Annotated in this window: 1 protein-coding gene; it reads right to left on the bottom strand. The window is 81.8% G+C overall.

The annotated features are described in order from the left end of the window. A partial coding sequence (locus VR45_RS34175) for a glutamate synthase-related protein (protein WP_045943797.1) occupies positions 1 to 296 on the bottom strand: 296 nt, incomplete at both ends.

Below are 296 nucleotides of genomic sequence, written 5' to 3'. Positions count from 1 at the left end.
GATCAGTCCGTCCTCCGGATCCTCGGCGGCGGCGAGCAGGGCCGCCCGGCCCAGGCCGACCGCGCGGGCGCCCAGTGCCAGGCTCTTGACCGCCCGGCCGCCCTCCCACATCCGCCCCGAGACCAGCAGGCACGGCGGCGGCCCGGCGGCGGCCAGCCGGCGCAGGCACTCCGCCAGCGGCAGGCCGACCTGGGCCGGGAAGACGGCCGGCGCCCAGCCGGTACCGCCCTCCGCGCCGTCCACGGTGACGGCGTCCGCCCCCGCCTCGGCGGCCACCCGGGCGGCCTCGGCGACGT

It is taken from the genome of Streptomyces sp. NRRL S-495, from assembly GCF_000966955.1.
GTDB lineage: Bacteria > Actinomycetota > Actinomycetes > Streptomycetales > Streptomycetaceae > Kitasatospora > Kitasatospora purpeofusca.
This window is presented reverse-complemented; position numbering and strand designations above follow the sequence as displayed.